The organism is Aurantiacibacter odishensis, assembly GCF_003605195.1.
Lineage (GTDB): Bacteria > Pseudomonadota > Alphaproteobacteria > Sphingomonadales > Sphingomonadaceae > Alteraurantiacibacter > Alteraurantiacibacter odishensis.
In genome coordinates this window covers 44,635-69,201 of sequence record NZ_QYOS01000023.1, presented here as the reverse complement: position 1 = coordinate 69,201, position 24,567 = coordinate 44,635, and the positions used below count along the sequence as shown (strand labels likewise).

Below are 24,567 nucleotides of genomic sequence, written 5' to 3'. Positions count from 1 at the left end.
TTTCACCAAATAAAACAATAGCTTGTGCGATGGTGACGCACGTTCCCGCGTGTTCTTCGGCGTTCTTCGCTATTCCGCTGATTCCCGCCGATTCTCGTGGCAGCACGGCGACTCCGTGCAACATGGATGCAGCATGCGGGAAGCCAGTGGATGGCAGGAAACCTTCTCATATCGGCTGATTGGCACCATCAGGGTCAACAGAGCTGGAAATTTGTAGGACTTCTGCTTTTGACCTTCGTCACCAGCGTGGACGCTACGTTACCCCTGCTCGATGTCCTTCCGCAGCTCCTCATAGAGCTGCCCTGGCCCTAACAGCACATCGCGCAGTCCCTCGCGCACCTTCGCCGAATTCAGTGCTTGCGAACTCATGATTTCGTGCGCGGCCATGGCATCGATGATCGCGTCGAGGATGGCACTCGAAAGGGTCGGCGAACTGGCAAATTGTGTCTTGCTGTTGTTCCGCGCTTGAGAGCGCAGCTCTTCTGACTCAAGCAGCTTTCCCTTGATCACGTTGTTCACATAGATGAGCTGATCGTCATCGGTTAGGTCACCGTCGAACAGGTCGTTCACCTTGGCGATGATCTCTGCGAGCAGCGTCTTTTCCTTCTCCTGCACCGCTCCAGAGCCAACCCCCGTTATTGGTGGAAGCGCGGGACGATCATCACCGACCTGTAGCGTGCGAGCGCCCTCGTTCTTGAGGTTGTGGTGCGTAAGCCGAACTCCTGACAAGTCCACGCCATCTCGCTCACGTCCGAACTGCAACAACGGGGTAAGGCGCTTGTAAAACATGTAGCGCTTCTCGATCTCCGTGCTGCCGTAGTCGAAAATCTGGGACAGGAAGGCATAGATGCGTGTGAAGGTGGCCATGTCGCCGCGCACCTGAAGCAGCACGTCCATCTCTTCCTTGGCCTCGTTCGCGGCAGTCTTGTCCTTTGCGTCTATAGCCGCCTTGTATTGATCCTTGGCCTCACTAAACTGCGTCAGCATGCGCTGCGCGATGGGTTCGATCGCGCCGATTAGCTGCCCCTGTGTCGCATTGGGATCAAGTTCGACTGCTACCAGCCGGTCGATCTCGAACTGGTCGTAGTGACCCGAAGCATCGAGCTTCTGGCGCAGATCGAAGATAAGGTTCGGGTCGGTCTCGGCCTCGATCTCTGCGGTCTCGTAATACTGCCTGAAGGCCGCCAGCACTTCCTCGGAGCTGTTCACGAAGTCGAGGATGTATGTGGTGTCCTTACCGGGGTGCGAGCGGTTCAGTCGCGACAACGTCTGCACCGCCTGAATACCCGCCAGCCGACGATCGATATACATGCCGCACAGAAGCGGTTGGTCGAACCCAGTCTGGAACTTGTTTGCGACGAGTAGCAGCTTGCATTCCTCGTCGTTGAATGCATCGCGAATGTCGCGGCCAAGCAGACTGGGGTTCAGCTTCGCGCTCGTCTCCGTGAAGCTCTCGCCCTTGTTGTCTGGATCGTTCACCTCGCCCGAAAACGCCACGAGGGTGCGCATGCGATAGCCTTGCGACTTGATGTAGGCTTCGATCGCCAATTGCCACCTGACAGCCTCCAAACGACTTCCAAGCACAACCATCGCCTTCGCCTTGCCATCCAACAGTGGCGCGACATTCTCGCGGAAGTGCTCGACCACAATCTGGACCTTCTGCGAGATGTTGTAAGGGTGCAGCCGAACCCAGCGCATTATGCCTTTCATTGCCGCGCTCTTCTCGACTTCCATCTCATCCCATTCCTGCCCGCCACTGGCGAGTTTGAAGGCGAGCTTGTAGGGCGTGTAATTCTTCAGCACATCGAGGATGAAGCCTTCCTCGATCGCCTGCCGCATTGAGTAGACGTGGAAAGGCCGTGGCTTGTTGTCGTCGCTTGCCGGTGCGTCAGGGTTCAGCCTGCGCCCAAAAAGCTCCATTGTCTTCGTCTTGGGCGTTGCTGTGAAAGCAACGTAGGTCACCCCATCCTCGGCTGCACGCGCGGCCATTTGCGCGGCGAGAACGTCTTCCGCGCTTACCTCACCGCCATCACCTAGCTCTTCGAGTTCTTCGGGCGACAGCACAGCCTTGAGCTTCGCGGCGGTCTCGCCGGCTTGGCTGCTGTGCGCCTCGTCGGCGATCACGGCGAACTTCTTGCCATCGGTCGCTGCGCGTTCACGCACAGCCTCCAAGGCAAACGGGAATGTCTGCATGGTGCAGACGATGATCTTCTTGCCCGCGTCGAGAGCATCGGCCAGCGCAGCGCTCTTGCTACCGCTGTCGCTCGTGATGGTCGCGACGACACCTTTGGTGCGCTCGAACTCGAACAACGCTTCTTGCAGCTGTGCATCGATCACGTTGCGGTCAGAGACCACGATCACGCTCGAAAACACCTTCTGATCGTTTTCGTCGTGCAGGTCAGCAAGGAAGTGCGCTGACCAGGCGATCGAGTTGGTCTTGCCCGATCCGGCGCTGTGCTGGATCAGGAAGCGCCCGCCGGCCCCTTCGGCGCGCACCTGCTCACGCAGCTTCCTCGTCGCGTCGAGCTGATGATAGCGCGGGAAGATCACCGTGGTGATTTGCTTCTTCTTGTCGCGCTTCGCGATCATGCAGCGGCCGATCAGTTCGAGCCAGCTGTCGCGCTGCCAGACCTCTTCCCAAAGATAGGCTGTCGGGTGGCCGGGACCATCGGCGACGTTCCCCGCGCCGCCCTTGTTGCCCCGGTTGAACGGCAGGAAGCGCGTCTTCCCGCCTTCCAGCTTCGTGGTCATCATCACTTCGCGGTTAGACACGGCGAAGTGAACGAGAGCGCCGCGAGCGAAGGTCAGCAGTGGCTCGTTCTTCGGATTGCGATCGAACTTATACTGGTCGATTGCGTCGCCGATGCTCTGCGTGAAGTCGGTCTTCAACTCCGTCGTCGCGACGGGAATGCCGTTGAGGAACAGGCCGATGTCGATGCTTTTTTCGTTCGAGCGCGAGTAACGGAGCTGGCGCACGACCCGCAGCTTGTTCGCCTCGTAGCGAGACACGATGTCGGGGTTCATGCCTGACGCGGGAGCGAACTGCGCGAGGCTTACCAGACCGCGCACACCGATCATTTCGAGACCATGGCGCAGAACATCCAGTGTGCCGCGATCGTCGAGCTGTTTGCGCAGGCGATCGCCGAGGACGTCTAGCGCCGCTGCGCCGTGCGCTTTCTCAAGCGCCTCCCACACCTTCGGCTGCGTCTCCTGCAACCAGTCGCGAAGGTCTTCGGGGAAAAGCGCACGCTCGCGGTCATAGCGCGCCGCAGCGCCTTCCTCGTAGATCCAACCAGCCGCATCCAGATGGTTGCAGATTTCGTCCTCGAAGCTGATTTCCTTGTGCAGGCTCACGGCGCCCCCTTACAACTCTAATGCCAAGACAGGATCTCGCACCGCTTCGTTCAGTCGGATCATTGCATCCACCAGCTCCTGATGAACCTCCGGCCACTTGTCGCTGGGTGTGCGCCAGCCGCCATCGACGATGTAGCGAATGCGGCAGCCGTCGCTGTCTGGAAGATCCATCCATTCCAGCTCATCGCCGAATTTTGTCTCGATAGCCTCGCGCTGCGCCTTGAGCGCTTTAAAGGCCGCCATGTTCTTGTCAGCAGTGCCTTTGCCCAAAGAGATCCATAGCTCCACCTGACTGTCCGTCTGGCGCACCGAGTAAGTCAGCGAAAATCCCGATCTGCCCAAGCCACCTGAAATCCACCCGTCCTGCGAAGGCTTGCGGTTTGCGTGGATCGGCGTCTTGGTCTTCGCGTAGTTGAGCAGCTCCTCCCAGAACTTGTAGCGTATCGTGTGCCGCTCGGTCTTGTTTTGGCGCTTTGCCTGGCTCTTCACGCCGATCTGCGTCTGAAAATCAGCGGCCTCCGGCGGTGGAATGATCTGCTGGATGTCGAGCAGGAGCGGGCCGTCCTGCATGCGATGGGGCTTCAAACGCACGCAGCGGATGTCGATGCCGCGTTCATTGAGCCACAAGACCGCCGTGGTTAGTTCCTTGCCGAAATTCGCAGAGGCGAGAATGATGCGCACATCTTGTGCGAGCTGGTCCTCGTCAGGTGCAGCCCAACCAAGAAATTCGAGGATGGCGGAGCGAGCGGCATCTTCGTCAGGCTGCAACGGGTTCTTGAAGCGCGCATGGGTATCGACGAGCTGATCGAACGTCATCCTCGCGACCATGGCCGCATAGCGCAGCGCCTGTAGCTCCATGTGACCGCCGTCGTCGGTGCGTTTGAGTTCGACCACGACCAGGTTGGCGTCGGTGTCGAGGCATAACAGGTCAATCCTGCGTGAGCTGTCGAGCCAGTCGCCGAACTCCTCGGCAATCACCATCAAGCCCTCATCGAGAACCTCGATGTTCATCTTGAGGAGGTTTTGGATGTCCTTCCTCTCGTAAATGCCCTCGGCACTGAAATTTGTCTCGGCGATAGCGACGAGACCTTGGCCGTTGACTTCGTAAATCGCCATCAGCTTTTGCCCTTCAGACCCAGCTGTGCGAAGGCTGCCGCGACATCAGGCTTCATGGTGAAGCGGCTCGTATCGTTGTCGAAATCCGCGAGGATGCCGGTGTAGAACTTGCCGTTGGGTGTCGTCGCCTTGGGGGGCTGGCCGAGATAGACGCCGCGGTTCGCGCACATGGTGCCGAAATGCAGATGCCAGCTCATGCCCTTCCAGCCGATCTTTTCGGTCAGTTCGCCAGACATCGAGTTGGGGTTATCGAGCAGCACCTGGATTAGCTTCTGCTCTGTATCCGTCATAGGCTCGGCCTTGAATGCCTTGATGACCCTCTCCGCTGGTTTCAAACCTTCGACTTCGGCGATCAGCTCCGCGTGCTCGTCTGCTTCGACTTCATCGAGTGCTGCGAGGAACTGCTGGGCTTCGGTTGCCTTCTTGGCGTCTTGGCCCTCGGATTGCTCGATGGCGTTGAGCCGCATCTGTTTGCGCTCTCCAGCAGACCTGCCGGGAAGCGATGCGATGATTTTCTCCAGGCTCATGCGGCCTCCACTTCGTGTTGCTCGGCAAGTCCGCGCACGTCGATCTTGCCGGTGACAGCGGCAGAGATCAGCGCGGAGCGACGCTCCTTCAAAAGATCGATAGCTTGCTCGGCTGCCCTTATTACTTCGATGTAACCACCTGTGACCTCTCGAACGTGAGATAGAATCGCTTTCTGCTCGGCCAAAGGTGGGACTTGCACTCTAATGCCGGACACTACGTTGTTCATCAGTTTTGGGTTGATGTCCTGCCGAACAAAATACCTCGTGGCTTGCGAGAGGGCGGCTTGGCAAAAGTCGAGATCAATGTCCTTTTGAGGCTCCAATGTTCCGCAGACGTTTGTGCAGTTGAAACGGCCTGACCTGCGGAAAACCGTCCCGGCTCTTGCGCCGTCAGTCGTCCATGTCAGAAAGTCGCCGTCGAAGTCGAAGGAGCCAATGTGGCCCATCACGCCGTCGTTTTCCGTCTGCGAGGAGTAGACTGGGTATGGGCCGGGATTCCCCGCAATATCATCATGACTCAAGACGCGGCCACGCCCCATCCTGAACAGCATCCAGACCGCTGGTAGCGTCCAGTGAGCGGGGATTTCGCCGAGCCATTCGATGCCGCTGTCTTTCATAGGTGCGTCGGGGTCGAGACCCTTGGTGACGGCGTGCGAGATGACCGCCTGCCGTTTCTCCTTCAGCAGTGCGATAAGCTGCTCCTGCTCCGCCACCAGCGCATCGATCTTCACCGTCTCGCGGTCGAGGAAGCCGGCGATGGCTTCTTGTTCGGCGCTCGAAGGGAATAGCACTGGTAGCGAGGTGAGATGGTCGGGATCGACGTCCCACTGGTTGATCCTGATACCTTTCGAGATCGTCATGTAACCAGCCGCATAAGGCGGTGACCGCAGCAGGTAATGCATGAAAGGCGGATGAAACTGCTTGCGTGGACTGAACACGAAATATGCGGGACTCACGATGCCACGAAGGTCCGACACGCCGAGCGATCCTTGCCATGCCTTCATTTTGTTCATCGCTAGGTCGCCGGGCTCAACCAGCTGGTATGATGACAGGTCGTCCGAGGCATTGTTGAAGTTATCGTCCCTGTCCGACTTGCGAATAACACCATAGTCTCGATAGACTGACAGGAGTTCCTCTTCGCCATGGCCCGTCCGCTTGATGCGACGGAACATCATCCCGAAAGGGATCGAGGACCAGCTTTTGGGCACCTTGCCGAGCCACTGGAAGCCGCTGTCCGCGTATTCAGGGTAGGCCGGGAAGGTCACGCAGCCATGTCCTTCAAAAGCGCGCGAATTCGGTCGGACACCTCGCCAAGCTCCGCGTCGATCTCTTCCAGCGCACGCGGCGGCTCAAACACGTAGAAGTGGCGGTTAAACGGGATTTCGTAGCCGATCTTGGTTTTCGACTTGTCGATCCATGCGTCGGGTGCGTGTGGCTTCACCTCCCGCTCGAAATAGGCGTCAACGTCTTCGATCAGCGGCACATTCTCGCTGTCGCGTAGACTGGTGTCGGCGACCGGCTTGCCCTTGGCCTTTCCGCGCTGCCCCAGCACCGGCTTTCCATCCTCATCCAGCTCCGGTCGCTCGACCGTGATGGTGTGGTAGCCGAAGTTTGTGTTGTCGAAGATGCGAGAGAGCGGCGCGAGCTTCACCTTGCCACCTTCCGGTGCGGACGGTCCCGTCTCGCCCTCGCGCACGATCTGCCGAATGACCTCCTTGCCCTCCGCGTCCAGCACTGTCGCCAACTCTGCCTCGACAAACGCGCCGAACAACTGCGTCACCTCGCCGATCTGCTCGTCACCCATCTGCTTGCGCTTGCTGCCGAGCGATTTGCGCATGCGCTGCCAGAAGCTGCTGGCGTCGATCAGCTGCACCTTGCCCTGACGCTCCGTCGGCTTCTTGTTCGACAGTATCCAGACATAGGTAGCGATGCCGGTGTTGTAGAACATGTCGGTCGGCAGTGCGATGATCGCCTCGACTAGGTCATTCTCCAGCACATAGCGCCTGATCTCGCTCTCCCCGCTACCAGCCGCCCCGGTGAACAGCGGTGAGCCGTTGAGCACGATGCCGAAGCGGCAGCCGCCTTCGGCCTTGGGTCGCATCTTGGAAAGCAGGTGCATCAGGAACAGCAGCGAGCCATCGGAAACACGGGGCAGGCCAGGACCGAACCGACCTGCATGACCCAGCCGTTGGTGCTCCTCCTTCACCTCCTTCTGCACCTTCTTCCATTCCACGCCGAAGGGCGGGTTGGAGAGCATGTAATCGAAGGTCTGGCCGGGATGACCGTCATCGGAGAGCGTGTTGCCCTGCACGATCTTGGTGATGTCCTGCCCCTTGATGAGCATGTCGGCCTTGCAGATCGCGTAGGACTCCGGGTTCAGCTCCTGCCCTGACATGGTGAGGTGCGCCAGCGGGTTATGCTCGTGCAGGTATTCCCCCGCGATGGAGAGCATGCCGCCGGTGCCCGCCGTGGGATCGTAGATGGTGCGCACGACGCTCGGCTTGGAGAGCACATCGTCATCCTCGACGAAGATAAGGTTGACCATCAGCCGGATGACTTCGCGCGGCGTGAAATGCTCACCAGCCGTCTCGTTCGAGATTTCCGCGAAACGCCGGATCAGCTCCTCGAAGACGAGCCCCATCTGGTTGTTATCGACGGTGCTGGGGTGGAGGTCGATGCCAGCGAAGCGCTCGGTCACCTGATAGAGCAGGCCGTTCTTGGCGAGCCTGTCGATCTGCGCGGCGAATTCGAACTGCTCAAAGATGTCGCGCACCTCCGGCGAGAAGCCTTGGATGTAGGAGAGTAGGTTGGTGGCGATGTTGTCTTGATCGCCGACCAGCTTCACGAGGTCGAGCGGACTACGGTTGAAGAAGGTGGTCTGCGATGCGCGCAGCAGCATCGGGTCGGGGTGCCCCTTTCCAGCCGCTTCGAGCACCGCGTCCTTGGTGGGAGCGAGCACGCAGTCGAGGCGCCGAAGCACCGTGAACGGGAGGATGACGCGCCCATATTCAGATTGCTTGTAGTCGCCGCGCAATAGGTCCGCGACCGACCAGATAAACGCCGAAAGCGATTGATGATTCACTGGTTTCCCCTTTGCAGGGGTTAGTGCCGCACTGCGAAGTTATCGGCAAGGCAGTATTCGGAGCGCGCAACCGCGATACTGGGAGATGCGACGAAGAAAAGCTTGTCGTGAAATGGAACACCAAAACACGACAAGCTCGATTCAGTAATATTCAGCTAGTCCTTGAACGACCAGCCGCTCTCGGTAAACATCGCGAGGCCAACGGGGCCGAACTCCAGAAGCGCTGGCAAACCTCGAAGCGCCTCGTTCTTCAGGCCGATCGCGCCGTCATGGATGCGGAACATTCGCGCTTCGCCTTCCTTCAGCTCGACACACTCACAGTAGACGGCCGCAGCGACATCTCCGGTGGGTGCGACAACGAAATGCTCGTCGCCGGACACTTCCTCGATCCGATAAAGATGCAGCTTCGGTGCGGGGAGCGCATGCGCGATCCAGCCGACCTGTGGATTGAAGCTGGCGAAGCCCGCCGGAGCGCATTCGAGCAGGGCGTCGAGTCCCAGCCGTTGGCCCTCCGGCAGTGTGTCGTCCACCCGCTCGACGGTGAAGCCGTCATTCTCCTGATTAAGTTCGACTTCGTTGGCGACGACGATTTCCTCGGCCCGCTGTGGGTCGGAGGCCAGCACGAAGCCGGTGACACGCCGGTGAGCACGAGAGATCGTGACGCGATACAATTCAAAACGCATTTGAGCATTACCTTTTGCTGTTGGTGATGCTCGATGCGTAGCTGCGCGCTGTGGTGGATGCGGGTGGGCAATGCTGTGGCGGCGATGGGAAGTGCGCGCCGCGAAGAAGTTGAGCGAGTCAACCGGCGGTGAATTTGTGCGGTCGCTGAAAACGGCGGATATTCGGGATTGTGGGCAAGCGCCGATGAAGGGCGGAAAGCGTCTACGCAGACATATTCGTCGTGTCGCCGGCGAACGCTCGCCACGAAAACACCGGAATCCGCTCAACAAAACACCAACAAAAATCAACTTATCAGCTAGGCCGCCAAGCAGTCGTCGCGCCGCACAGCCCATGCCAGCCGAGCAACCTGTGTATAGCTCCTGCTGATGTAGACCCGACGTTTCCCGAACCGCCTGTCGTAGAGGTGCGCGTTCTTCGTAATGTATGAGACCCAGCGGAACCGCCCCATGGGATCATTGGGCTTCGCGTATCCGCGTTTGACCTGAACCGCGGTCCGACGCTTCCTCTTGTCGAGGCCGGTCGCCAGAGCGAGTTCGAGCGCGAGCTTCAGCTTTGTCGCGAGCAACGGATCTTCGCAAATGGCAATGCCATGGATGTGCGGCTTGTTGCGGCTCTTGCCGCTCTTGGTGCGCGCTTCCAGCACCCAGCAAATCGGCATGTCCGATATGCCCTTCGCGCCCATGTGGCGCTTTACCCGCTGCTGCACATTCGCAACGAGGTCGCTTCCCTCGGTTTTCCATTTGTCCACCAGGTCAGGAGAAATGTTGGCGGTGAATGTGAAGCACCAGCCGAACTCCATAGCCACATCGAAGCCGACGAACATCTTCATCCGCTCACTCATGCTTTCCCATTCAGGTAGTTCGCATGGTTGCAGCAGTGTCTCGTTCCAGCTTTGGTCAGAATCCACCCATACTGACATAGGGTCGCGAGGGCGCCCCATGACAGTGTCCCAGAAGGCTCGGACTGCATCGTCGAAGAACAGCGCCTTCAGCAGTTGTTCTTCGTCAGCGAGCAGGGTCGAACGCTCACGCTTCTGCGGATTCAGCTTCGGTTTTGCGCGCCGTGGCCCGTTGTAATCGGCTAGACGACTTGCCGAGATTTTACGCACCGACATCTCACGGTCGCCATGGAAGCGATGACATGTTTTTGTGCGGCATTCGTTATGCGGCTTCTCGTGTGCTGAACGCACGGTCGAGTTCCGACTTGCGGAAATAGAGGCGGCGTCCCTTACGGACAGCCGGGATGTGACCCTCTTCGACCAGCCTGTAGACGGTGCGCCGAGAAAGTCCTGTGTAGAGGGCAGCGCCATCAGCGCCGACGATCAAATCCGAGTGCAAATGAAGATCCTTTTCTAGATGACGGTAACAATAACGTGATTTCCCATGGAGGACGCTTTTTCGCTTGTCAAGATATGACGGCAAGGCTAACGTCATTGTCATGATCCAGCTTTCCACACGAGAAGTCGAAAAGATCGCTGCGCATGTCTTCAGCGTGCCTGACGCTGATAAGCTCGCGCTGCGTGCGCGATTGGAGAATCTGCGAAAGAAGGGGTGCCCGCAGGGGTTGGCGACCGGGCGTGGCAAAGTCGCCAAGTTCGACTTCGAGCAGCTTGCCGACGTGTCGATCGCGCTTGCGCTAATCGATGCTGGCCTGTCGCCTGATTACGCAGTCTCGGCTGTCGAGGACACCGATGGTGTTGTGAGGGAATGCTTCGGGTTTCTGGCCCATCATGATGTATCACCGGACGAATTGAGGCTGGCGGTGGATGGAGGAGAATGGCCTGGCGGGAAGACGGTCACGGCGTGGTGCTGCATGCACCGGCTCCTTTCGACTCCTCGCGATCTCGGCGTTCGAGTGGCTACTTGGATCGCTTCCGAATGCACCGGCGACCAGCAACCCGCGGAAGTGCCCTTTTCCGCTGTTCGCATCGACGTTGGAGCCCTGTTCGTAAGGCTCGTGAAGGCAATCGCCCACGTCGCGGACGTTGATGCGGTTGAGCTTGCAAAGGGTCTGTTGGCCCATGCGGAGGATTATGTCGTCCGTCCGTAAGCGGTCTTGGAAGACGCCTTCGGGAGAAAAGCGATCCGCTTGGATCGTTGACTATCGCGATGCTGCTGGAAAGCGCAGGGCGAAGCAGTTCGCTCGGAAGAAGGACGCTGACTCTTGGGCGGTCAACGCTCTCGCCGAGGTGCAGCAAGGTGTCCATACACCTGACAGCATCTCCACCACGGTCGCCAAAGCAGCGGAGCTTTGGTTGGACAGCGTGCGCGCGAGCGATCGCGAACCCACCACCATCGCTGCCTACGAGCAGCACATTCGGCTGCATATCGTGCCACGGTGTGGAGCACAGAAGCTCTCGCAGCTCACCGCGCCGAAGGTGCGCGCGCTTCTGGATAGCTGGCTGGCCGATCTTTCGCGGCCGATGGCAACGCGCGTCTTTCGAAGCTTCAAGGCGATCCTGACCGATGCTCAAGCAAGGGCGTTGGTCGGGCAGAACGTAGCGCTGGCCGTGAAGGTCCCAAAAGCTCCTCGCAAAAGGCGTCAGGTTTCTCCACCCAGCAAGGCCGAGATTCGTGCGATCCTCGAAGCTGCCGCCGCGTCCAAAGACTTAATGGGACGCGCGATTGTCGAATTGGTGATCTTCACTGGGATGCGAGCTTCTGAAGTTCGCGGCCTTGCTTGGTCCGCAATCAATCTGAAAAATGGCAGTGTGCGGGTCGAACAGCGTGCAGATGCGAAAGGTCAACTCGGCCCTCCGAAGTCGGCTTCTGGATTTCGAGAGATACCGATTCCCAGTCGAGTTGTATCGACTCTCCGCGAATGGAAAATGGCCTGCCCCTTCCACCCCCTTGAGCTGGTGTTTCCGAGCCAAAAGGGCAGGGTTCTTTCTCATACCGTGATGGCGAAAAACCATCTCAAACCGATCCTAGTCGCTGCAGGAGTAACCAAGCGGGGCGAACGTGAAGACGCAGACGTCGCGAAATACACTGCACACATATTTCGTCATGCTGCTGCTTCGCTCTGGATTGACCAGCGACTGAACCCGAAACGGGTGCAGACGCTCGTAGGGCATGGGTCGATCCAGGTGACCTTCGACATCTACGGTCACCTTTTCGAGCAAGCGGACCGGGGTGCTGCGGACGCGCTCGCGATCGAACGGGCTCTGTTCGCCAATACTGACTAAATTGCTGTGACCGAGGGGGTGGGTGCTCCAGTCCACGTCAGACGCCATGTCGCCCCTTGACGCACATTCTGCACCAAATTTGTGCGGAATGCAGCTAGGCACAGACCACCAGCACGCCGCACTGACGGATATAGCACGCCATTTGCGCCAATTCCTCGTAGCTCGCGCGCAAGCAATTGACCCGCTTCGTGTCCTACCGTTGCATCAGGTGATAGGTAAGGCTCTTCTTCCTTCCCGCGCAAATCGATGAACGGCCCAATAAACGCCGCGACAAGTTCGCGATAGTCCGTGGTGTTCTCGAACACTCCAACGTTTTCGAGTTCACGAGCGAGATGGAATGATACCTCCGAAACTGCTGTCTCGGATGCGTCAGCGCCCCAAGCAGCATACCAAGCTCCTCGATTTGCATCGTTGAAACGATTGCCGCTCGGTCGCGTGTAGCAGAAGGCTGCGTTTACGTAGGTCCAGCCGTAACCCGATGCTTCTGTCAGCAGTTCACGACGGTCCACGTCTGGCGGCAACGGCAAATCTTCATTCTGCCGCATGGATGTTTTGCGCTCGATCTCCGCGAGAAAATCGAGATCAGCCTCGTCATCTGCTAGTGGGGCCATGGCCGGCTCATCGATATAGGCCGTGCTGATGAGCCTTATCGTATCGTTTTCCGCTATGTCCGTGGTTTCCAGCGCATGCGGAAGCGCAAGGGGGGCATCGTCGCTCACGGTATTGCGTCAAACGCCTCCCCGAAGCGCATCAATGTGCTGTCGCACAGCTCCCATTGCTGGAATACCTCCTGCTATCATCAAGTCGATCGGCCTCTGGCCATTGTAGGGCGCTCCCCGATTGGGAAGTGTCGGCCAGTTGTATGTAAGAGGCCCATTGAACAGCAGTCGAAGTCCCTTGAAAATGCCAATGATGAGGCTTGCTCTCGTGACTTTGTCGCGGTCTAATTGGCCCTTGTATGTGCCGGCCTTCATCCGACCCCACGTCGCCATGGACACGTCGAACAGCGCAGCGGCTTCCGCGCTGGTCAAGTCCCAAGCGGCCGAAGCGCGCACCACGGCCTTAACGATCTTCGAGACCTGACCGTGGTCGGTAATCGGTTGTATCTGGGGTTCGACTAGCTTGAGGTCCGCAACCATGTTGTCCTCCATATGAGAGTAAATTATCTATCATATGAGTAAATGGGTGTCAATGTTCAAGGTGGTGCGATTATCTCGCTCTCCATTGCATGCGACATGGATGCGACACGCCAACCGACACAGCAGCATTTCTGCGGGGTCATGACGGACTCTGACTCCGTCAATCAAGGTTCGAATCCTTGCGGGGCATCCATTCCTTCCCGATAGAAGCCATTCTTTCCGGCGTTCCCGGTGACTGTATGGTTGCGGTTTCCATTGCCGTTGTTTCCGCTGATTTTGGGCGATTTCCCCGGCTGTTCCGGCGTTTGCATGCAACAACGCCACGACTTTGCCTGGGCTAACCGAGATGAGTAATATCAGGAGCAACGCCCGTGTTCTTCGAGTTGCCCCATCGTGACCCGAAAATGTTCCAAGTCCGGGATTTGGCATGGATCAGAAGGAAGCGCCCACGTGATCAGACAAGTGGCCTTGGCGGGTTTCGTGTATTTCGTCACACTCTTCGCGGCGGGCTTCATCCTGGGAACGCTGCGGGTCCTCCTGGTCGTTCCCCAAGTGGGAGAGGTTGCCGCCATCGCGATGGAACTGCCCGTCATGCTGCTCATCGCATGGTTCGCATGTGGCTGGATCCTGAGCAATTTCCAATTGGTGCGGAAGCCACGGGACAGCCTGCTCATGGGGGCAATTGCGCTCATCCTCCTGCTGCTGGCAGAAGCGGTGCTTGCGGTGACCCTGTTCGGCTCGTCCCTGCTAGAGTATTTTCAAAGCTATAGCGAGACAGGCCCCATGCTTGGGCTAGCCGCCCAGATATTATCTGCCGGGTTCCCGCTTATTCGGACACGCAGGTATTGACGGCTGAGGCCATGACGTCGGCCATCCGGTCTATATCGTCTTGCGAGATGCAGTAGGGTGGCATGGTGTAGACGGTGCTGCCGAGCGGCCGGATCAACACGTCGTTCGCAAAGAAATGCGCTCGCATCTGCGGGCCGATCTCGGCGAGGTACCCCGCGTCGCCCCCCACATCGACGTCGAAGGCGATCATGGTGCCGCACTGGCGTGGATTCACCACGTCCGGCCGCTGTGCCAGCTTCACCAGCACCGCGCCGAGCCTGTCGGCAAGGGTGGCGACGCGTTCCAGCACCGGCTCCTCCTGCCAGATCCGCACATTGGCAACCGCAGCCGCGCAAGCGATGGGGTTCGCCGTGAAGCTGGAGGAGTGAAAGAACAGCTTTGAGCGGTCTGTAGAGTAGTGAGCGTCGAAAATCGGCGCGGTTGCCATGGTGACGGCCAGCGGCATGGAGCCGCCCGTCAATCCCTTGGCAAGGCACAGGATGTCTGGCGTGATGCCCGCCTGCTCGCACGCCAATAGCGTGCCGGTGCGGCCCCAGCCGGTCATCACCTCGTCGGCGATGAAAAGCACGCCGTGGCGGGCACAGACGTTACGCATTTCGGCCAGCACCTGCGGCGAATAGGTCAGCATCCCGCCCGCGCCCAGCAGCAATGGCTCGACGATGAAGGCGGCGACATCGCCTGCCGCGCAGGCTGCTTCCAGCGCATCGAGGCTGGGTTGCGGATTGGCGGCGGGGAAAGGCACGGTGCCCACGTCGAACAGCAACGGGGCATAGGGGCGGTTGAACACACCGCGCGCGCCCACGCTCATCGCGCCGATGGTGTCACCGTGGTAGCTGTGCTCCAGCACCAGGATACGGTGCCGCGCCTCGCCCCGGTTGTGCCAGTATCCCAGCGCCATCTTCAGCGCGACTTCCACCGCGGTAGATCCGCTGTCGGAATAGAACACATGGTCGAGGCCATCGGGCATAAGGTCCACCAGCGCACTTGCCAGTGTCTCGGCGGGTTCGTGGGTCCAGCCAGCGAAGATGAGCTGGTCCAGCTTCTCGGTCTGTTCGCGAACGGCTTGCATGATCGCGGGGTGGTTGTGGCCGTGCGTGGTGACCCACCAGCTTGAAATCGCGTCGATTACCCGCCTGCCGTCGGCGGTGTGCAGCACGGCTCCTTCGGCGTGGGTGACGAGGGGAATGTCCTCTTCCAAGCCGTGCTGGTGGAACGGATGCCAGACGGGCGAGCGCGTCATGCCAGCAGGTCCATGCGGATATGGGTGGCGAAGGCGGCAGCCAGCGCGTCGGCATCGAGCGGAGCCAGGCGTGGGAGACGGCCGAGGTGCGGCACTTGGGCAATGCGCGTGATCGCGCCTTCGGCCACCGTCTCCTCTTCACCGATGAAGGCGACACCCGCCACGGCGATGCCGCGCACCCGCAGCGCTTCTATCGAAAGCAGCGTGTGGCTGATCGTGCCGAGCGTGGTTCGCGCGACGACAATAGCGGGCAGGCCCCAGCGTGCGAACAGGTCCGCCGCCAGCAGGTCTTCACGATAGGGGACAAGCACGCCGCCCGCGCCCTCGACCACCAACGGCCCTTCGACCGGTGGCAGAGCCAGCGCCGCGTCGTCGATCTGCACCCCGTCCACCCGTGCGGCTTCATGGGGTGAGCAGGGCGTTTCGAGGCGATAGGCTTCGGGCAATACGCTCGCATCGGGCGCAAGGCGCGCGACGGCCTGGCTATCGGTTTCGCCCTCCAGCCCCGCCTGTGCGGGCTTCCAGTAGCTTGCCTTCAGCGCCTGCGATAGCCCGGCGGCAAAGACGGTCTTGCCGACGTCGGTATCGGTGCCGGTGACGATATGGCGGGTCATGATTTCTTCCATGCGGCGACGGCGGCCAGCACCGTGTCGATATTGTCCTCCCCCAGCGTTGAGCGTAGGGCGAAACGGATACGGCTGGTGCCCTTGGGCACGGTAGGCGGGCGGATGGGCAGGGCAGCTATGCCGCTCTCCAGAAGGTGCTCGCCCAAGGCCAGCGCGTCGGCTTCGGGCCCGACCACCAGCGGGACGATTTGCGTGGTGGAGCCGAGCGTGTCGTAGCCCAAATCCTGCAATACTGCGCGCAGCCGGTCGCCCAGCGCGCCAAGGTGCGCGCGCTCTTCGTCCATACCGGGCACCAGTTCCAGCGCGGCGTCCATTGCGCCCAGCATCGCGGGCGGAGGCGCGGTGGTGAAGATCAGCCCGGCGCACATGTTGACGAGGTATTCGCGAACCACGGCCGGGCAGGCGATGTAGGCACCGAACCCGCCCAGCGCCTTGCTGAACGTGCCCATCACGATCTGCGCGCCCGGATGGTCCGCCGTCAGCCCCGCGCCGCCCTTGCCCAGAACGCCGGTGGCATGGGCCTCGTCCACATACAGAAGCGCATCGTGCTGCGCGGCCAGGGCATTGAGCCGCGGCAGGTCCGCCCGGTCGCCGTCCATGCTGAACACGCTCTCGGTGACGATCAGCCGCGCGGGCGCACTGGCGTGTTCCTGCAACAGCGCGTTGAGATGGTCGTAATCGTCGTGATCGTAGAACTGCACCTCTGCGGTCGAGCCGCGAAGCCCGGCATGGATCGAGTTGTGCACTAGCTTGTCGGCGAAGATCACCGTGCCCTTCGCCGCCTTTGCGAGCGCCGGGATGGCGGCAGCATTGGCCTGCCAGCCGGTGGCGAACAGCAGCGCGGCCTCGGTGCCCTTGAACGCCGCGACTTTCTCTTCGATGTCCAAGTGCAGAGCACTGGTGCCGGTGATCAGCCGCGAAGCCCCAGCACCCGCGCCGTGCTGGCGCACGTAATTGGCAGAACGCTCCACCAGCAGCGGATGCTGCGCAAGGCCGAGGTAGTCGTTGCTGGAGAAGTCCAGCAATTCGCGCCCGCCGCGCACCAGCCTGCCGCCGGGGCGCATTTCCACCGCGCGCAGCGCCCGCGTGCGGTGCTTCGCTGCGATGATCTCCAGCGACTGGCGGATATGTTCGAGCATTGTTGCGCGCTCAGGTGAGTTCGGCTTCAGCCTCTGCCTGCGTGGCACACCCGCCAGAGCATCCCCCTACCGCGCGCATGGGTTCTTCACCTTCCATGGCCTTCAGGCCGAGGCGCGCAAACAAGGCCGCATCGCTGTCGTCGCCCGCGTTGGGGGCGGTCAGCAGTTTTTCGCCGGTGAAGATCGAGTTCGCGCCAGCCATGAAGGCCAGCGCCTGCGTGGCATCGCTCATGGATTCGCGGCCTGCGGACAGGCGCACCATGCTCATCGGCATGCAGATGCGCGCCACCGCGACGGTGCGGACGAATTCGATATCGTCGATCTTCGCCATCGGCGTATCGGCCAGCATGTCGCCCAGCGGAGTTCCCTTTACCGGCACCAGCGCGTTCACCGGCACGCTTTCTGGGTGCCGCTCCAGCGTGGCGAGTGTGTGGACGAAGCCCACGCGGTCCTCGCGCGTTTCGCCCATGCCCACGATGCCGCCGCTGCACACGTTGATGCCTGCCGCCCGCACGTTTTCCAGCGTGGTCAGCCGGTCCTCGTAATTGCGGGTGGTGATCACGCGCTCGTAATACTCGGGGCCGGTGTCGATGTTGTGGTTGTAGTAGTCGAGACCCGCTTCCTTGAGCTGCTCCGCCTGCGATGGGGTAAGCATCCCCAGCGTCATGCAGGTTTCCATGCCCATTTCGCGCACGCCTTTCACGATCTCCACGATCTTGGGCATGTCGCGCTCTTTCGGGTTGCGCCATGCCGCGCCCATGCAGAACCGCTGGCTGCCCGCATCCTTCGCCTGTGCGGCCGATTGCAGCACCTGGCGCACGTCCATCAGCTTGGTCGCTTCCACGCCGCTGTCGGCGTGGGCGCTTTGCGAGCAGTAGCCGCAATCTTCCGGGCAGCCGCCGGTCTTGATGGAAAGCAGTGTGCACAGCTGCACCTCGTCCGCGCTGTGGTGTTCGCGGTGCACGCTGGCGGCGCGGAACAGCAGTTCGGTGAAAGGCAGGTCGAAGAGTTCGGCGATCTCTTCGCGGGTCCAGTCGGTGCGGATCATGCGGATTTTCGTCCTGTTATGCGAATGGGGCGACGCTTTGCATCGCCCTTTGGCAAAAAACGACGCCCGCGTGAAGCGCCGGGGCGATGAGTTGTGCAGGCTAGATATGGAGTCTGGCGAAATTGGCGACACCCGAGGCGGCCTTGCGGCCACTTTCGGACGCCGCAGGCGCGCCCCGATCCGGCGACAGCGGGCTGAGCGCGTGGCAAACCTTTGCCATGGTCGCATCGTCGAGCGAGTAGTAGACCAGCTTGGCCTGACGCCTCGTGTCCACCAGTTCCGCCTTGCGCAGGATAGCCAGCTGCTGGGAAAGCGTGGGCTGGGCGATCCCGGTCGCCTCCTCGATCTCGCCCACGTTCGTCTCCCCTTTCGCCAGCGTCTGCAGGATCTTCAGCCGGGAGGGATGGGCGATGGCCTTCAGGGCTTCCAGCAGTTGTTCCTCGGTCACTTGCCCTGCTCCTGCCAGAACCAGTCGCCGGGCTTCTCCGCGGCGTAAACGGCATCCAGCGCCTCTCCCGGCGGGCTGAGCAATGCATCGCCCCTCTTCCAGTCGGCAGGAGTGAGGGCCGTGTTCCTGTCCGCCGCCTGCAAGGCATCGAGGATGCGCAGCATTTCGGGGATCGAGCGGCCCACGTTCGGCGGATAGCAGGTGATCGCGCGGATCGTGCCTTCGGGATCGATGAAATAGGTGCTGCGCACGCCCCAGTTGTCGGCATCGCCCGGCAGGGTCATGCCGTATGCGCTGGCGATCACCATGGTCGGGTCCTCGATCACCGGGAAGCGCACTTCCACGCCGAAACGGTCGCGGATGAGACGCAGCCAGGCGAAATGCGAGAACAGCGTGTCGATCGAGAGCGCCATCAGCGCGCAGTCGCGCCTGGCGAATTCATCAGCCTTGCGGGCGAGCGCCACGAATTCCGACGTGCAGACGGGCGTGAAATCCGCAGGGTGCGAGAACAGGACCAGCCACTGCCCGCGAAAATCCGCGAGGTCCACGTGGCCGGTGGTGGTGCGCGCAGAGAAGGCCGGTGCCTTGTCGCCGATGCGGGGCGGGACAAGAATGGGGATGTCATTTTCAGGTTGCATGCAAGTGACCTACCACTTGACGCGAATCGAGGCAATACATATTATCAGTTTACGAAATTGATTAGAGGATTGCGAAGATGAGCACAGACCAGGCCCTCGCCAGTGCCAGCGCGCAGATCAGGCGCGCTCGCGAGGATGAGACGAAGCGCCCGACAATCGCGGGCTTCTTTGACGAAGCGACCTATACCATCAGCTATGTCGTGCACGATCCCGCCACGAAAGAGGCGGCGATCATCGACTCGGTGCTGGACTATGCCCCCAATTCGGGCCGCACCTCGTTCGGTTCGGCGGACCTCATTATCGAATATGTCGAAACCAATGACCTGAAAATGACGTGGCTGATCGAGACGCATGCCCATGCCGATCACATTTCCGCCGCGCCCTATTTGCAGGAGAAATTGGGCGGCAAGCTGTCGATTGGCAAGGATATCGTCCGCGTGCAGGACGTGTTCGGCAAGCTGTTCAACGCCGGCACCGATTTCGAGCGCGACGGATCGCAGTTCGATCACCTGTTCACCGATGGCGAGACTTTCAAGGTGGGCGAGCTGGAAGGCATTGCCCTGCACGTGCCCGGCCACACGCCTGCCGACATGGCTTTCATCATCGGCGATGCGGCTTTCGTGGGCGACACGATCTTCATGCCCGATTTCGGCACCGCCCGCGCGGATTTCCCCGGCGGCGATGCGCGGCAGCTTTTCCGCTCGATCCGCCGCCTGCTCTCTCTGCCGGACGATACGCGCCTGTTCCTGTGCCACGACTACAAGGCGCCGGGCCGAGACGTCTATGCCTGGGAAACCACCGTCAAGCAGCAGCGCGAGGAGAACGTGCACGTGAAGGACGGCGTGACCGAGGAGGAATTCGTGGAGATGCGCACCAGCCGCGACAAGACGCTGGACATGCCCACCCTCATCATGCCCAGCGTGCAGGTGAACATCCGCGGCGGCCGCCTGCCGGAGCCGGAGGATAACGGCGTCTCCTACATCAAGATTCCGGTGAACGCGGTATGACGATCCCCAGCTTTCCCGACGCAGCGCCCTTGGATGGGCTGATTGGCGGCGCGCTGATCGGCCTCGCCGCAGCGATCATGCTGCTGGCCCTTGGCCGCATCGCCGGTGTTTCCGGCATCGCTGCGAAAGCGGCTGGCCTCGGCGGCAGCGGCATGGACAGGATCGGCGCATGGGCATTCGTGATCGGCCTGCCGCTGGGCGCGCTGGCCGTGATGCTGGCAAGGGGCGGGCTGGAGCCTGCCTTTGCCGGGCCTGTTCCGCTGATCGTTGCCGGGCTGCTGGTCGGCTTCGGCACGCGGCTGGGAAGCGGCTGCACCAGCGGCCACGGCGTGTGCGGCATCAGCCGCCTCTCGGGCCGCTCTATCGCCGCGACGATCACCTTCATGGCCGCAGGCATCGCCACGGTGGCCTTGATGAACATGCTTGGCTGGGAGGTACTGCAATGACGAAGAACATGGGTTCACTAGATCGCACGCTGCGCATCGTCGCGGCGCTCGTCCTGATCGCATTGGCTGCGACCGGCACGATCACCGGCACATGGGCCATTGTCGCCTATGTCGTGGCGGCGGTTTTCATCGTGACCAGCCTCGTGCGCTTCTGCCCGGCCTACCTGCCGTTCGGCATCAACACCTGCGGCAAGGGCTGAGCCATGAAGACACTCTTCTCCCTCATATCCGGCTTGCTGTTCGGTGCGGGCTTGACCATCGGCGGCATGACAGAGCCTGCGCGCGTTCGCGGGTTCCTGGACCTGTTCGGTGACTGGGACCCGACGCTCGCCTTCGTCATGGGCGGCGCGCTTGTCGTCATGGCGATTGCCTGGCGCATCGTCCCCGGCATGGCGCGCCCAATTTTCGAGGATGATTTCCACGTTCCCACCAAGAGTGAACTGACCCCGAAGCTGATCGGCGGGGCGGTGCTGTTCGGCGTGGGTTGGGGCATCGCGGGCCTGTGCCCCGGTCCCGGCTTCGCGGCCCTGGCGATCGAGCCTGCGGGCGCGGCGATCTTCGTCGTCTCGATGCTGGTGGGGATGGCCCTGCTACGACTGACCGAAGGAAAAGCCTGATGGAACCTGTAAAACTGACAGATACCCTCTCCGTTGCTGGACAGGTGCAGCCCGAAGAGGTGGAGCAACTGGCAAAGGCCGGGTTCAAGGCAATCATCTGCAACCGCCCCGATGACGAGGAGCCGGGCCAGCCGGACTTCGCCGAGATCGCCGCCGCTGCCGAGGCGCAGGGGCTGGAAGTGCGCCACATCCCCGTCGATGCATCGCGTCCCGTCGAAATGCAGAAGGATGCATTCGCCCGCGCGCTGGCCGAACTGCCCGCGCCCGTGCTCGCCTATTGCCGCACCGGCAACCGCTGCACGCTGTTACACCAGGCCGTAACCGGCTGAACCGGAGATCACCATGACTGCCCACCAGAGCCACCACACCGTCGTGATCGCTGGCGGCGGATCGGCGGGGATCGCCACTGCCGCCTCGATGCTCAATCGCCATCCGGGCCTGGACATCGCGATCATCGAGCCTGCCGACGAGCACTATTACCAGCCCGGCTGGACCATGGTGGGCGGCGGCGTGTTCGAAAAGGACGAGACGGTGCGGCCCGAGGCATCGGTGATGCCGAAAGGCGTGACCTGGCTGAAGGCCGCCGTCACCGGCTTCGATCCGGACAACAAGACGGTCGAATATGAAGGCAACGGACGCGTCACCTACGATGTGCTGGTGGTGGCGATGGGCAATCGACTCGCGTGGGATGAGATCGTGGGACTGGAGGAGACGCTCGGGCATAACGGCGTCACATCCAACTACCGCTACGATCTTGCGCCCTACACCTGGCAACTGGTGCAGCAGACCCGCAAGGGCCGCGCGCTGTTCACCCAGCCGCCCATGCCGATCAAGTGCGCAGGCGCGCCGCAGAAGGCGATGTATCTCTCCTGTTCCGAATGGGAGAAGCGCGGCGTCCTCGGCGATATCGAGGTGGAGTTTCATAACAACGGGGCCGTGCTGTTCGGCGTGGCCGACTACGTCCCCGCGCTGATGGAATACGTGGAGCGATACGGGATTGGCCTCAATTTCGGCTCCACGCTCACCCGCGTCGATGGCCCGGCGAAGAAGGCCTGGTTCGCCACCGAGAACGGCGAGGTGGAACGCAGTTTCGACATGCTGCACGTCTGCCCGCCGCAGAAGGGCAACCCGGTCGTCGCCGCCAGTGTGCTGGCGAACGAGGCGGGCTATGCCGAGGTGGACGAGCACACCCTGCAACACGTGCGCTATCCCGATGTCTTCGCGCTGGGCGATTGCGGCAGCACGCCCAACGCCAAGACGATGGCGGCTGCCCGCAAGCAGGCCCCGGTCGCCGCTGTCAATGCGCTGGCGCAGCTTGAAGGCAAGCCGCTGAAGGGCAATTACGACGGCTACGGCAGTTGCCCGCTGACGGTGGAGCGCGGCAAGATCGTGCTCGCGGAATTCGGCTATGGCGGCAAGCTGCTGCCGACGTTCCCGACATGGGCGATCGACGGCACCAAGGCCTCGCGCGCGGCCTGGACATTGAAGGTGGACGTGCTGCCCGGCATCTACTGGCACGCGATGCTCAAGGGCCGCGAGTGGATGGCCCGGCCCATCGGCGGGGCCTGACGCGGCGGCAATGCTGAAACGCTATTTCCCGATCCTCGACTGGGGCCGCACCTATAATGGCGAGGCGCTGGGCAGCGACATGGTGGCAGCCGTGATCGTCACCATCATGCTGATCCCGCAAAGCCTCGCCTACGCGCTGCTGGCGGGCCTGCCGCCGGTGGTGGGCCTCTACGCCTCGATCCTGCCGCTGGTCGCCTATGCCATTTTCGGCACCAGCCGCACGCTGGCCGTGGGGCCGGTGGCCGTCGTCAGCCTGATGACGGCGAGCGCGGTTGGCGCCGTGGCGGCGCAGGGAACGGCGGAATATCTGGAGGCGGCGATCACGCTGGCCGCGCTGTCGGGCGTGATGCTGTTCGTGCTGGGCGTGCTGCGCATGGGGTTCCTTGCAAACCTGCTGTCCCACCCCGTTATCAGCGGCTTCATCACCGCCAGCGGCATCCTGATCGCCACCAGCCAGCTACGCCATGTGCTGGGCATTCAGGGCGGCGGCGACACCTGGCCCGACATGCTCGGCTCGCTGGCCGCCAACATCGGCAACGTGAACCCGTGGACGCTGGCCGTCGGCGCGCCCGCGGTCGTATTCCTGTTCTGGGTGCGCAAGGGACTGAAACCTCTTCTGGTAAGAATGGGCCTCGCGCCCAAGGCTGCGGACATTGCTGCCAAGGCCGGACCGGTGCTGGCGGTTGCCGTCAGCATCGTGGCCGTGATCGCTTTCGATCTTGCGGGCAAGGACGTGAACATCACCGGCGAAATCCCCTCTGGCCTGCCGCCGTTCGCTATGCCCAGCACCGATGTTTCGCTAATCCAGCAACTGTTCGTGCCCGCGCTGCTGATTTCCATTATCGGCTTCGTCGAAAGCGTATCCGTGGCGCAGACCCTGGCCGCCAAGCGCCGCCAGCGAATCTCGCCCGACCAGGAGCTGATCGGCCTCGGCGCATCGAACGTGGCCAGCGCCTTTTCCGGCGGCTACCCGGTGACGGGCGGCTTCGCGCGTTCGGTGGTGAACTTCGATGCCGGCGCGCAGACGCCTGCTGCAGGGGCCTTCACCGCCGTGGGCATCGCGCTTGCCAGCCTGTTCCTCACCCCGCTCCTGTTCAGCCTGCCGATTGCCGTGCTGGCCGCCACGATCATCGTCGCCGTGCTGGCACTGGTGGACCTGAAGACGCCGAAGCAGCTGTGGACCTATTCCCGCGCCGATTTCGCCGCGCACGTCGCCACCATCGGCATCACCCTGGTCGCGGGCGTGGAAATGGGCGTGATCGCGGGCGTATCGGTGGGGCTGCTGCTCTACCTGTGGCGCGCCAGCCGTCCGCACGCCGCCATCGTGGGCCGCGTTCCGGAAACCGAGCATTTCCGCAACATAGAGCGGCACAAGGTCTTCACTGCCGATCACGTGCTTTCAATCCGCATCGACGAGGCGCTGACGTTCCTCAACGCCCGCTGGCTGGAGGAATATGTGCTGGAACAGGTGGCCGACCGGCCCAAGGTGCGCCACGTGATCCTGATGTGCAGCGCGGTGAACGAGATCGACGCATCGGGCCTCGAAAGCCTCGAAGCGATCAACCACCGTATGCAGGATGCCGGGATCAAGCTGCACCTTTCCGAAGTGAAAGGCCCGGTAATGGATCGGCTGCAGCGCACCCACTTTCCCGATGAATTGAGCGGCAAGGTCTACCTTTCCCAGTCGCGGGCCTTCGAGGAAGCGCTGCGCGACAACGGCGACACTTTTCACGAGCCGAAGGACTGGCCGCGCGGAATGATTTGAGTTGAATTTACTGCACCTCGTGGTGCGCAATCGCGATTTGTTGCAGCGGCTGCAACAATGTAGGGACGCCGCAACGCGCTAAGGAAGAA

Annotated in this window: 26 protein-coding genes; 10 read left to right on the top strand and 16 right to left on the bottom strand. The window is 61.4% G+C overall.

Annotation, left to right across the window (positions count from 1 at the left end; all coding sequences use genetic code 11):
• Positions 1 to 258 precede the first annotated feature (258 nt).
• The 8 genes from D4Q51_RS07430 to D4Q51_RS15955 form a co-directional block, all read right to left on the bottom strand.
• Complete coding sequence (locus tag D4Q51_RS07430; RefSeq protein ID WP_120077128.1) at positions 259 to 3,354, bottom strand: type I restriction endonuclease subunit R; 3,096 nt, start codon at positions 3,352 to 3,354, stop codon at positions 259 to 261.
• Between the two features lie 9 nt (positions 3,355 to 3,363).
• Positions 3,364 to 4,470, bottom strand: coding sequence for a DUF4268 domain-containing protein (locus tag D4Q51_RS07425; protein ID WP_120077127.1), 1,107 nt, complete (start codon positions 4,468 to 4,470; stop codon positions 3,364 to 3,366).
• Positions 4,470 to 4,997, bottom strand: a complete 528-nt coding sequence (locus tag D4Q51_RS07420) for a hypothetical protein (RefSeq protein WP_120077126.1) — start codon at positions 4,995 to 4,997, stop codon at positions 4,470 to 4,472. The genes D4Q51_RS07425 and D4Q51_RS07420 overlap by 1 nt, the downstream gene beginning before the upstream one ends.
• Positions 4,994 to 6,262, bottom strand: coding sequence for a restriction endonuclease subunit S (locus tag D4Q51_RS07415; RefSeq protein ID WP_120077125.1), 1,269 nt, complete (start codon positions 6,260 to 6,262; stop codon positions 4,994 to 4,996). Before D4Q51_RS07415 ends, D4Q51_RS07420 begins: the two co-directional genes overlap by 4 nt.
• Positions 6,259 to 8,079 (bottom strand): type I restriction-modification system subunit M, encoded by a 1,821-nt coding sequence (locus D4Q51_RS07410; protein WP_120077124.1) that lies wholly within the window; start codon positions 8,077 to 8,079, stop codon positions 6,259 to 6,261. Before D4Q51_RS07410 ends, D4Q51_RS07415 begins: the two co-directional genes overlap by 4 nt.
• Positions 8,080 to 8,234: 155 nt before the next feature.
• Positions 8,235 to 8,762 carry a hypothetical protein gene (locus D4Q51_RS07405; RefSeq protein ID WP_120077123.1) on the bottom strand — a complete coding sequence of 176 codons (528 nt, stop codon included), beginning with the start codon at positions 8,760 to 8,762 and terminating at the stop codon, positions 8,235 to 8,237.
• A 296-nt stretch (positions 8,763 to 9,058) separates the two neighbouring features.
• Positions 9,059 to 9,877, bottom strand: coding sequence for a hypothetical protein (locus D4Q51_RS07400; RefSeq protein WP_162925214.1), 819 nt, complete (start codon positions 9,875 to 9,877; stop codon positions 9,059 to 9,061).
• A 46-nt stretch (positions 9,878 to 9,923) separates the two neighbouring features.
• Positions 9,924 to 10,100, bottom strand: a complete 177-nt coding sequence (locus D4Q51_RS15955; RefSeq protein ID WP_240624611.1) for a helix-turn-helix domain-containing protein — start codon at positions 10,098 to 10,100, stop codon at positions 9,924 to 9,926.
• A gap of 100 nt (positions 10,101 to 10,200) precedes the next feature.
• On the opposite strand from D4Q51_RS15955, the gene D4Q51_RS07390 reads away from it, so the two are divergent.
• Together D4Q51_RS07390 and D4Q51_RS07385 are read left to right on the top strand one after the other, a co-directional pair.
• The gene (locus D4Q51_RS07390; protein ID WP_120077121.1) at positions 10,201 to 10,812 is read left to right on the top strand and encodes a hypothetical protein; all 612 of its coding nucleotides are present in this window, start codon (positions 10,201 to 10,203) and stop codon (positions 10,810 to 10,812) included.
• On the top strand, positions 10,784 to 11,947 hold the full coding sequence (locus D4Q51_RS07385) for a tyrosine-type recombinase/integrase (RefSeq protein ID WP_240624610.1): 1,164 nt from the start codon (positions 10,784 to 10,786) through the stop codon (positions 11,945 to 11,947). The genes D4Q51_RS07390 and D4Q51_RS07385 overlap by 29 nt, the downstream gene beginning before the upstream one ends.
• On the opposite strand, the gene D4Q51_RS07380 is transcribed toward D4Q51_RS07385, so the two are convergent.
• Together D4Q51_RS07380 and D4Q51_RS16110 are read right to left on the bottom strand one after the other, a co-directional pair.
• Complete coding sequence (locus D4Q51_RS07380) at positions 11,944 to 12,666, bottom strand: RES family NAD+ phosphorylase (RefSeq protein ID WP_205689462.1); 723 nt, start codon at positions 12,664 to 12,666, stop codon at positions 11,944 to 11,946. The two genes, D4Q51_RS07385 and D4Q51_RS07380, sit on opposite strands and share 4 nt — an antisense overlap.
• Positions 12,667 to 12,675: 9 nt before the next feature.
• A complete protein-coding gene (locus tag D4Q51_RS16110; protein WP_420807532.1) occupies positions 12,676 to 12,978 on the bottom strand; it encodes a hypothetical protein in 303 nt (100 codons plus the stop codon).
• Positions 12,979 to 13,536: 558 nt separating this feature from the next.
• Between D4Q51_RS16110 and D4Q51_RS07370 the strand changes: the two genes are divergently transcribed.
• Positions 13,537 to 13,935, top strand: coding sequence for a hypothetical protein (locus D4Q51_RS07370; protein WP_120077118.1), 399 nt, complete (start codon positions 13,537 to 13,539; stop codon positions 13,933 to 13,935).
• Here D4Q51_RS07370 and D4Q51_RS07365 read toward each other — a convergent pair.
• The 6 genes from D4Q51_RS07365 to D4Q51_RS07340 form a co-directional block, all read right to left on the bottom strand.
• Positions 13,913 to 15,175 (bottom strand): adenosylmethionine--8-amino-7-oxononanoate transaminase, encoded by a 1,263-nt coding sequence (locus D4Q51_RS07365; RefSeq protein WP_120077117.1) that lies wholly within the window; start codon positions 15,173 to 15,175, stop codon positions 13,913 to 13,915. The genes D4Q51_RS07370 and D4Q51_RS07365 overlap by 23 nt on opposite strands.
• Positions 15,172 to 15,789, bottom strand: a complete 618-nt coding sequence (bioD, locus tag D4Q51_RS07360) for a dethiobiotin synthase (RefSeq protein WP_120077456.1) — start codon at positions 15,787 to 15,789, stop codon at positions 15,172 to 15,174. The genes D4Q51_RS07365 and bioD overlap by 4 nt, the downstream gene beginning before the upstream one ends.
• Complete coding sequence (locus D4Q51_RS07355; RefSeq protein ID WP_120077116.1) at positions 15,786 to 16,940, bottom strand: aminotransferase class I/II-fold pyridoxal phosphate-dependent enzyme; 1,155 nt, start codon at positions 16,938 to 16,940, stop codon at positions 15,786 to 15,788. Before D4Q51_RS07355 ends, bioD begins: the two co-directional genes overlap by 4 nt.
• Before the next feature lie 10 nt (positions 16,941 to 16,950).
• Positions 16,951 to 17,988 (bottom strand): biotin synthase BioB, encoded by a 1,038-nt coding sequence (bioB, locus tag D4Q51_RS07350; protein ID WP_120077115.1) that lies wholly within the window; start codon positions 17,986 to 17,988, stop codon positions 16,951 to 16,953.
• Between the two features lie 100 nt (positions 17,989 to 18,088).
• Complete coding sequence (locus D4Q51_RS07345) at positions 18,089 to 18,436, bottom strand: ArsR/SmtB family transcription factor (RefSeq protein ID WP_120077114.1); 348 nt, start codon at positions 18,434 to 18,436, stop codon at positions 18,089 to 18,091.
• Entirely contained in the window at positions 18,433 to 19,074 is a 642-nt protein-coding gene (locus D4Q51_RS07340) for a peroxiredoxin (protein WP_120077113.1), read from the bottom strand. Before D4Q51_RS07340 ends, D4Q51_RS07345 begins: the two co-directional genes overlap by 4 nt.
• Before the next feature lie 77 nt (positions 19,075 to 19,151).
• Between D4Q51_RS07340 and D4Q51_RS07335 the strand changes: the two genes are divergently transcribed.
• Genes D4Q51_RS07335 through D4Q51_RS07310 form a run of 7 tightly spaced genes read left to right on the top strand, consistent with a single transcriptional unit; the run spans position 19,152 to position 24,478 of the window.
• Entirely contained in the window at positions 19,152 to 20,081 is a 930-nt protein-coding gene (locus tag D4Q51_RS07335; protein ID WP_120077112.1) for an MBL fold metallo-hydrolase, read from the top strand.
• A complete protein-coding gene (locus D4Q51_RS07330) occupies positions 20,078 to 20,527 on the top strand; it encodes a YeeE/YedE family protein (RefSeq protein WP_120077111.1) in 450 nt (149 codons plus the stop codon). The genes D4Q51_RS07335 and D4Q51_RS07330 overlap by 4 nt, the downstream gene beginning before the upstream one ends.
• Complete coding sequence (locus tag D4Q51_RS07325; RefSeq protein WP_120077110.1) at positions 20,524 to 20,727, top strand: YgaP family membrane protein; 204 nt, start codon at positions 20,524 to 20,526, stop codon at positions 20,725 to 20,727. Before D4Q51_RS07330 ends, D4Q51_RS07325 begins: the two co-directional genes overlap by 4 nt.
• A 3-nt stretch (positions 20,728 to 20,730) precedes the next feature.
• Entirely contained in the window at positions 20,731 to 21,144 is a 414-nt protein-coding gene (locus D4Q51_RS07320) for a DUF6691 family protein (RefSeq protein WP_120077109.1), read from the top strand.
• The gene (locus D4Q51_RS16075) at positions 21,144 to 21,473 is read left to right on the top strand and encodes a protein tyrosine phosphatase family protein (protein ID WP_338068463.1); all 330 of its coding nucleotides are present in this window, start codon (positions 21,144 to 21,146) and stop codon (positions 21,471 to 21,473) included. The genes D4Q51_RS07320 and D4Q51_RS16075 overlap by 1 nt, the downstream gene beginning before the upstream one ends.
• Before the next feature lie 13 nt (positions 21,474 to 21,486).
• Entirely contained in the window at positions 21,487 to 22,713 is a 1,227-nt protein-coding gene (locus D4Q51_RS07315) for an NAD(P)/FAD-dependent oxidoreductase (RefSeq protein ID WP_338068462.1), read from the top strand.
• Between the two features lie 10 nt (positions 22,714 to 22,723).
• Entirely contained in the window at positions 22,724 to 24,478 is a 1,755-nt protein-coding gene (locus D4Q51_RS07310) for a SulP family inorganic anion transporter (RefSeq protein ID WP_120077108.1), read from the top strand.
• The last annotated feature ends 89 nt before the right edge of the window (positions 24,479 to 24,567 follow it).